Annotated in this window: 7 protein-coding genes; 2 read left to right on the top strand and 5 right to left on the bottom strand. The window is 54.1% G+C overall.

Annotated features, from left to right (window positions below):
* Positions 1 to 11: 11 nt before the first annotated feature.
* Together IMQ56_RS17180 and IMQ56_RS17185 are read right to left on the bottom strand one after the other, a co-directional pair.
* Complete coding sequence (locus tag IMQ56_RS17180; protein WP_045329293.1) at positions 12 to 2,441, bottom strand: glucose/quinate/shikimate family membrane-bound PQQ-dependent dehydrogenase; 2,430 nt, start codon at positions 2,439 to 2,441, stop codon at positions 12 to 14.
* A gap of 346 nt (positions 2,442 to 2,787) precedes the next feature.
* Entirely contained in the window at positions 2,788 to 3,207 is a 420-nt protein-coding gene (locus IMQ56_RS17185) for a translesion error-prone DNA polymerase V autoproteolytic subunit (protein WP_003857514.1), read from the bottom strand.
* Positions 3,208 to 3,532: 325 nt separating this feature from the next.
* On the opposite strand from IMQ56_RS17185, the gene IMQ56_RS17190 reads away from it, so the two are divergent.
* Positions 3,533 to 3,733, top strand: coding sequence for a hypothetical protein (locus tag IMQ56_RS17190; RefSeq protein WP_003857516.1), 201 nt, complete (start codon positions 3,533 to 3,535; stop codon positions 3,731 to 3,733).
* Positions 3,734 to 3,779: 46 nt separating this feature from the next.
* Here IMQ56_RS17190 and IMQ56_RS17195 read toward each other — a convergent pair whose 3' ends face one another.
* Positions 3,780 to 4,646, bottom strand: coding sequence for an aldo/keto reductase family oxidoreductase (locus IMQ56_RS17195; RefSeq protein WP_023296516.1), 867 nt, complete (start codon positions 4,644 to 4,646; stop codon positions 3,780 to 3,782).
* Between the two features lie 145 nt (positions 4,647 to 4,791).
* Between IMQ56_RS17195 and IMQ56_RS17200 the strand changes: the two genes are divergently transcribed.
* Positions 4,792 to 6,453: a methyl-accepting chemotaxis protein gene (locus tag IMQ56_RS17200; RefSeq protein ID WP_017384568.1), complete on the top strand. Its 1,662-nt coding sequence runs from the start codon at positions 4,792 to 4,794 to the stop codon at positions 6,451 to 6,453.
* A 32-nt stretch (positions 6,454 to 6,485) separates the two neighbouring features.
* Here IMQ56_RS17200 and smrA read toward each other — a convergent pair whose 3' ends face one another.
* Positions 6,486 to 7,049: a DNA endonuclease SmrA gene (smrA, locus tag IMQ56_RS17205; protein ID WP_015570640.1), complete on the bottom strand. Its 564-nt coding sequence runs from the start codon at positions 7,047 to 7,049 to the stop codon at positions 6,486 to 6,488.
* A 350-nt stretch (positions 7,050 to 7,399) separates the two neighbouring features.
* Positions 7,400 to 7,947, bottom strand: a 548-nt coding sequence (locus IMQ56_RS17210; RefSeq protein WP_230326200.1) for a LysR substrate-binding domain-containing protein, incomplete at its 5' end; no start/stop codon positions are given.

Consider the following 7,947-nt stretch of genomic DNA (forward strand, 5'->3'; position numbering starts at 1 on the left):
TTATTTCGCTGTTATTTATCCAGCGCGTAGGCAATCACGTAGTCACCACGATCCGGCGACTGGCGTGCACCGCCGGCAGAGATCAGAATGTACTGTTTGCCGGTTTTCGGTGATACATAGCTGACAGGTCCGCCCTGGCTACCCACCGGGAGACGCGCTTTCCACACTTCTTCCCCCGTGGAGGAATCAAAGGCGCGCAGGTAGTAATCCTGGGTTCCCGCAATGAAGACCAGACCGCCCTGCGTGGCCAGCGTACCGCCCAGCGTCGGCATACCGACAGGCATTGGCATACGCATTTTTACCCCAAACGGACCGGTATCCTGAACGGTACCGACCGGCACCTGCCAGACGATTTTCTGCGTTTTCAGGTCAATCGCGGAGAGGGAGCCAAACGGTGGTTTCTGACACGGAATGCCCAGCGGTGACATGAAACGGTTTTTGTTGACCGAATACGGCGTTCCTTTCATCGGAACGGCGCCCATCCCGGCGTTCACGGCTTCACCGCCCGTGTTTGCCACCGCGCTCTGCGGATCTTGTTTAATCAGCTGGACCCACAGACCCAGACGCATGTCGTTGACGAAGATGTACTGGTTGTTCGGATCCGTGGACAGACTACCCCAGTTCATTCCCCCCAGCGAGCCCGGGAAGCTCAGGGAAATATCGGTTCCCGGCATCGTGTACAGACCGTCATAACGCATTGATTTGAAGCTGATACGGCAGGCCAGCTGGTCAAACGGCGTCGCCCCCCACATATCCGATTCTTTCAGGGTTTCCGCGCCAATCTGCGGCATTCCCACAGAGCGCGGCTGCGTTGCCGGGTACTGTTCACGTGGAATATCCGCTGGTTTTACCGGAACCTCTTTCACTTCAGTGAGCGGTTTACCCGTCAGGCGATCAAGAACATAAATTTGCCCCGCTTTGGTGCCCACCACCACCGCGGGCTTGTTGCCCTCTTTTGTCGGGAAATCAACCAGGCTCGGCTGCATCGGGATATCGAAATCCCAGAGGTCGTTATGCACGGTCTGGTATACCCACTTCTCTTTCCCGGTAGTCGCATCCAGCGCGAGGATTGAGGTGGCGTATTTGTGATCTTCCGGAATACGGTCAGCGCCCCACAGGTCGACAGAGGAACTTCCCATCGGGATAAACACGGTATTCATCGACGCATCCCAGGACATAGGGGCCCAGGAGTTTGCAGAGCTACGTTTGTAGTGTTCGCCCGGTTTCAGAACATAGTTCGGATCCGGATTACGCGGGTCGAACGCCCAGCGCAGCTGGCCGGTGATCACGTCATAACCACGTATAACGCCTCCCGGCATATCGGTGCTGACGTTATCCGCAACGCGGCCGCCAACGACAACCGTCGTACCCGCCAGCGTCGGGGCCGACGTCAGCACGTAGGTGGGATCTGACGCGTCGCCCATCCCTTCATGCAGATTAACGCTGCCGTTAGTACCGAAGTCCGGGCAGAACTTGCCGTTATCGGCGTCTAACGCGATCAGCTTACCGTCGATGGTATTCATCAGGATACGGCGCTGGCATGCAGCGCCCGGTGCGACCTGCGCTGGCAGAACCGGCGTGGAGCCAGCTACCGTTGGCTGTGCCAGCGGTTTGGTGGCATCGAAGTACGCCAGGCCACGGCAGCGCATCCAGATTGCAGACCTGGCGTTGATTTCCGCTTTCCAGATCTCTTTCCCGCTATCGGCATCCACGGCGATCACGTTGTTATGCGGCGTACAGAGGAAGACACGATCGCCCACCTGTAGCGGCGTTTGCTGATCTTCTGCGCCATTGCCGTCCGGACTTTCCGGTACGTCACCGGTATGGTAGGTCCAGACCGGTTTCAGGTTTTTCACGTTGTCACGGGTTATCTGGTCCAGCGCCACAAAGCGACTACCGCCAGCCGTATTACCGTAGTGATCCCAGTTCTGCTGTTTCGCATCATCTTTTACCGGCACCAGCGGGCGTTTTTCACCGCTAAATGGCACGGTCGGATGGGGTTGAAACATCTGAACAAAGGTGACGCCCATGGCGATAATAAGGACCGCGCAGACCCCCACGGCTCCTTTTGCGCAGGACGGTTTTCCTTCACGTTTACGCAATGCAGGCCAGGTGGCGGCTGCCAGCACCATCAGCCCGGCGGGTACCATTAAACGGGAAACCAGCGGCCAGAAGTCGAGCCCGGCATCGAAAAATGCCCAAATCAGGGTGCCAAGAAACACCAGGGCAAACAGCCCCACGGCAGAGGACTTGCGGCGGAAGAACTGAATCGCAGAGAGCAGAGTGATAACCCCGGCGATGAGAAAATACCAACTCCCTCCCAGGGAAACCAGTTTAAAACCGCCGATGGCAAAAAAGAGCCCCGTTACAAGAAGTATCACACCCACCAGCAGGCACCACGGGCCTAACCAGCCGGATGGACGGGGATTATTGTCTGACATAAAAATGAATCTCCTGATTACTTTATAACAGCAGGGTTTTATTGACTGCCACGATGCTAAAACCCTGCATAACATCAATTGTTCGTGTGCGAATCATAAATTAAAATTATAATGTAGACAAAATGTATTCTGTCGGAAGAAAAGAAAACTCACTAAAGTGCAGGAACATAACAAAATAAAAAAATGGGATATCACTCTGTAATTCGCCAATACCAGAATATTTGACCAGTCAGTTCCGGCTTATGCGATGAATATCAGGTTTGCCGACAAGACAGCCCCGATAACGTAAGATTTTTGCATGATGAGAATTAACTTATTGCCTATTAATTAAGCTTCACAAACACGATCAGCTCGCGGATTTCACGATATACGTCACTACACCAAAGATATCGAGCGTATCGTCGCTGCCGACAATAATCGGTGAATAGGCGCTGTTCATGGGGTTGAGTTGAATATTGGGACGCAACTGGAGGCGCTTCACGGTAAATTCGCCCTCTACCGCCGCAATCACGATATCGCCATGCTCAGGCTTGCGGGAACTGTCCACCACCAGCAAATCACCGTTATTGATCCCCCCTTCTATCATCGAGTCACCGGCGGCTTTGACAAAGTAAGTGGAGCTGGGATGGGCGACTAATAACTCGTTTAAATCGATACGCCGCTCTACATAATCCGCTGCCGGGCTGGGGAAGCCGCACTGTACTAAGTCGCTGAAAAGTGGAATAGCAACGATTTCACGCAACTCTGCGGGTCTGAAAAAGATCATGATAAATACCTCCATACTGTTTTTATATACAGTAGTTTTAACTGAGGTATCGATCAAGCCATGTCAGCGTAAGCGGCTGGCTACGCCTTAACCGCTTCGCTTATAACCCCCTATAGCAATGAAGATTATTTGCTTTGTAAATTTTTACGTATGGGCAAGCTTAACGCGTCATAAAACATCACTATCAAATCACTTACTAATGACTTCTAAATACACAAAACACAACTTAGCTTCACTGCACAATCACTATCCATTGACTTTCTATTTAGACTGGCGCATATTTTACAGCACAAATTAACAAGACAATTTTTGGAGGACGTTTTCTATGCCCGCCCGTGATTATCCCGATAAGCGTGTTGCTCGCGGTGTCGCAAAGGAGGCCGAACTCAGGATGTTAAGCGCGCGCATCGATCCTGCGCTGATGGAGTACATCCGCATTACTGCGTATGAAACACGGAAAAGTAAGCAGGAAATCGTGGCGGAAGCATTAGCGCTTCACCGCCAAAGAAGTCAGATTGGATCATAAACAGCAAAAGCCCGAAAAATCCTCCGGGCTTTTGCTGCCATCGGGATTACCCCACCAGCGAATTTAACGTCTCCAGCGCCTCAGGCGGCAATACCAGATCGGCTGCCGCCAGGTTTTCACGCAGATGCGCCACCGACGAGGTTCCCGGGATCAAGAGGATATTTGGCGAGCGTTGCAGCAGCCATGCCAGCGCCACCTGCATCGGCGTCGCGCCCAGTGAATCCGCCACCGCCTGTAGTCCGGAAGATTGCAGTGGCGTGAAACCTCCCAGCGGGAAGAACGGCACCCAGGCAATCCCCTGCTGCGCCAGTGAATCGACCAGCGCATCGTCACCGCGATTCACAACGTTGTACATGTTCTGTACGCACACCACGGAAACCATCTTCTGCGCTTCAGCGACCTGCGAAGCGGTGACGTTGCTCAGCCCAATATGGCGAACCAGCCCCTGCTGTTGCAGCTCCGCAAGGGTACTCAGCGGCGCGGCAATCGAGCCTTCCGCCGGTCCGTGGGTGCTAAACATGATCCGCAGGTTAACCACGTCCAGCACATCCCGCTTCAGGTTACGCAGGTTGTCATGCACCGCCTGCGTCAGCTCCTGCGCGGAAAACGCCGGCAGCCAGGAGGCATCCTCGCCGCGTCGGGCTCCGATCTTGGTCACAATCGTAAGGTCGTCCCGGTACGGATGAAGCGCCTCGCAGATAAGCTGGTTGGTCACATGAGGTCCGTAAAAATCGCTAGTATCAATGTGATTCACACCCGACGCCACCGCTTCACGCAGCACCGCCAGCGCCGCATTTTTGTCTTTTGGCGGACCAAAAACGCCAGGCCCGGCAAGCTGCATCGCGCCATAGCCAAATCGTTTAACCGTACGCGTTCCGAGCGTGAACGTTCCGCTTTTATCTATGCTGCTCATGCTGACCTTCCTCATAAAAAATGATCCGGATTTACAACAGGTTCCGCAACGAAACCATTAGTTAAGCAATAGTAAAATTAAAGTTTAAATTCGCTACGACGATAGTATTGATGTAACCCTGCCTCTTCTCTTACGGATGACCGCCATGCTGAAAAATCTGCACGTGATTACCGGTATTATCTTTGCCCTAACCATATTCTGTCTGCTGCAAGTTGTCACGGGAGGGTTGTTCTACTCTGCCGTTAACAACGATCGTCACAACTTTCAGAACTCCGGGTTACTCAATGCCCAACAGGAGAGCCTGAGCGACAGCGTGAACACGCTGGTGAAAACGCGCGTTACCGTCACCCGCGTGGCGATCCGCTACCTGAAAAACCAGCGCGATCCGGCCTCTCTCGCAGCAATCAACACGCTGTTGGGCACCGCGAACGGTTCGCTGACCAAAGCCGAAGACTATTACAAAAACTGGCAGGCGATTTCGCAGGTGAAGGGCCAGAATGCCGCGCTCACCGAAGAGATGCAGAAAGCCTGGAAGCAAATGCACGAGGTGATGCGCTTGTCCATTGAGTATCTGCGCGCCGATAACTATCAGGCCTATGGCGACCTGGACGCCCAGCAGGCGCAGGATGAGATGGAGGCGGTCTATACCCGCTGGCGCGCTGAAAACAACGTGCTGCTGAAAGCCGCCGCCGAAGAGAATCAGAGCAGCTTTACCCAGATGCAGTGGACGCTGGCGGCGATCTTCCTGACTGTGATCGCCGTGCTGGTGGTGATCTGGCAGGGTTTACAGCACCTGCTCCTGAAACCGCTCAACGCCATCATGAACCATATTCGCACCATCGCGAGCGGCGATCTGACGCAAAATGTCGCGATTACCGGGCGCAACGAGATGGGCCAGCTGGCTGCTGGTCTGCACGAGATGCAGCAGTCGCTGGTGAGCACCGTCAGCGCCGTACGCGGCAGCACCGATTCGATCTACACGGGCGCAGGAGAAATTGCCGCCGGGAGTAACGACCTTTCCGCGCGAACCGAGCAGCAGGCAGCCTCGCTGGAAGAGACCGCCGCCAGCATGGAAGAGCTGACTGCCACGGTGAAACAGAACTCGGATAACGCCCGTCAGGCGACGCTGCTGGCGAAGAATGCGTCTGAAACCGCCGCACGCGGCGGTCAGGTGGTGGATAACGTGGTGCGTACCATGAATGACATTGCCGACAGTTCTCAGCAAATTGCGCATATTACCGGCGTTATCGATAGCATTGCCTTCCAGACCAACATTCTGGCGCTCAACGCGGCGGTTGAAGCCGCCCGTGCCGGGGAACAAGGTCGCGGCTTTGCGGTCGTGGCAGGTGAAGTACGGACGCTGGCCAGCCGCAGCGCGCAGGCGGCAAAAGAGATCAAAGGGCTTATCGAGAACTCTGTCAGCCGGGTGAATACCGGCTCGGAACAGGTGAGCGAGGCGGGTGCGACCATGAAAGAGATCGTCGCGGCCGTGACGCGCGTAACCGATATTATGGCTGAGATTTCCTCGGCGTCTGACGAGCAGAGCCGCGGTATAGAGCAGGTCAGCCTGGCGGTCTCGCAGATGGACAGCGTCACGCAGCAAAACGCCGCGCTGGTACAGGAGTCGGCAACGGCGGCGGCAGCGCTGGAAGATCAGTCTGAACAGCTGCGTCAGGCCGTGGCGGCATTCCGGCTGAACGCTCAGGCATCGCTGGCGGCTCGCCCTAAAAACGTGAAAACGCCCGTACTGCTGCGCCCGTCAGCGGCAGGCGCGAATACAGCTGACGCGAACTGGGAAACCTTCTGAGTGACAGGCGGGCATCTCGCCCGCCCTCCTGATTAGCGGCTGCGCTTGGCGTGGCGCTCCCAGTTATCTCGCTTCGCATCCTCTGACTTACGCAACGAGACATAGCATGCTCCGCTGCCGCCGTGATGCGGCTGCGCTTCGCAAAAGGCCTGTACTTCGTCGAACTCGGTCAGCCAGCGCGCAAGATAGCTGCGCACCACGTTAGGATGCGACTGCTGTTCACGCCCTTTACCATGCACGATGATCAGGTTGCGTAGCCCGTCACGTCCGGCCTGGCGAATAAAGGAATAGACCAGCTGGCGGCATTGCTCCGCAGGCTGGCGTAACAGCGTTAAGCTGGCCTGACGGGAATATTTGCCGGAACGCAGCTTATCAAATACCCCCTGCTGTACCCCTTCGCGCTGGTACATGAGCGGCTCGGCAAGGGGTAACAGTTCCAGAAACCCCAGCGTCAGAAAGTTATCGAGCTGCTCAGTATCTATTTCCTGACGCGCCCGCGTGTTGCGGCTCTGCTGCCAGTGAATATCCGCGCAGCGTTTGAGCGGCTGGACATCCTCCATGGCGTCAAGAAAAAGGGATTTGTCGTCAGGGTTCATGGAAATCCTCCGGCTACATCTGAGTGATGTACTATACCTGCGCCCGTTGCGGGTCTCAATCATCCAGGCACGGGTTCAAATAATGGCTTAAGGAACAGATAATCGCAGACGCAATAAATTTAATCTAACCTTAACTTAAATTTCAGCCGTAATTAATTAAATAATTTACGTTAAAAAATCGTGAAATCAATCACTCAACGTCCTTCTCTTTTAAGAAAAAGCTGTTATAACTTAATAAACCTGCCCAATGGATAATGCATGTAGGATCCGCGAAAGGATGCACGACTGTGTGTACTGTGGAGTCTGTCTGATGTCGGACAGACTCTATTTTTTTATTGTTGTTATTTTGATTAAATTAATTTTCTGGCTTCCCTTCGAAACTGCGTGATTAATGATTCGGCAAGCGGTGTCTGGCGAGAATCACGACGCTGAATTAAATAATATGCTGCTTTAGGCAGGGTTTCGACAACCGGCAGCATTATCAGACGGTGCGCCAGAAGCGGATCGCAGCCCAGCTCCTGCGGTAAAATGCTGATGAAATCGCTTTGTGCGACGAGGCTAATACAGGAGGAAAAGGTCTCACAGACAACGCCAATTCGCGGTATTTGAGAGCGGTGGTTAAAAGTATCCTGCAACTGTTTATAATAACTTCCCCGGGGCGTAGGCATCGTCCAGTTATATTGCAGAAGCTCATTAATTGAGGTCGCCCCTGTCGCCGGATGCCCTGCCCGACAAAATACGGCAAAAGGCTTTTCGAACAGCTTTTCAAACGTAAATTCGTGATCGTACGGCCCCTGATAATAGGTATTGATGGTAAAGTCCAGCTCACCCTGACGTAATTCATTAATCATCGACACCAGCTGGCCTTCCATAATCCGGACGTTGACCTGAGGATGCT

Origin of the sequence: Enterobacter sp. Res13-Sevr-PEC09-46 (genome assembly GCF_015672585.1) — a bacterium.
Lineage (GTDB): Bacteria > Pseudomonadota > Gammaproteobacteria > Enterobacterales > Enterobacteriaceae > Enterobacter > Enterobacter hormaechei_C.